Genomic DNA, 534 nt, shown 5'->3' on the forward strand with positions numbered 1-534 from the left:
TTTTATTCTTACGACTTTGGTATTTAGTCGTTGTGTAAAAATGCTTGTCTTGTCAATAAAGTCTCTTCTGTTTCCACATGTTCATCATCAGGAACACAGCAATCAACAGGACATACGGCGGCACATTGAGGCTCATCATGAAACCCTTTACATTCTGTACATTTACCGGGTACAATATAATATACTTCATCGGATATTGGCGTTTGTGCATCTTCAGCATCCACTTCTGTCCCATCAGGTAAAATTACTTTCCCCGTTAATTTAGTTCCATCTTTATATCTCCAATCGTCTGCACCCTCATATATTGCAGTATTTGGGCACTCCGGTTCACAGGCCCCACAATTGATACATTCGTCAGTTATTATTATTGCCATTTTGTTATAGTATTTATTATTCGAAGTGAAAAAAAACGCTGTAAAGTCACTTTTGACTTTAAGACTTTTGCCTTTCGACTTATTAAAGCTTATTTTTGTACAAAATTACAATCAAAACTATTCATACGCAAACATTATGACATTAGAAACAAAAAAAAGT

Annotated in this window: 1 protein-coding gene; it reads right to left on the reverse strand. The window is 35.0% G+C overall.

The annotated features are described in order from the left end of the window. Positions 1 to 23 precede the first annotated feature (23 nt). Entirely contained in the window at positions 24 to 374 is a 351-nt protein-coding gene (locus A3SG_RS0118560) for a 4Fe-4S dicluster domain-containing protein (RefSeq protein ID WP_016991466.1), read from the reverse strand. Between the last annotated feature and the right edge of the window lie 160 nt (positions 375 to 534).

This window comes from Flavobacterium sp. ACAM 123 (genome assembly GCF_000264055.1).
Lineage (GTDB): Bacteria > Bacteroidota > Bacteroidia > Flavobacteriales > Flavobacteriaceae > Flavobacterium.

Excerpts from the sequence above, each read along its gene's own strand:
- A3SG_RS0118560 (WP_016991466.1), bottom strand. The coding sequence starts at position 374 with ATGGCAATAATAATAACTGACGAATGTATCAATTGTGGGGCCTGTGAA.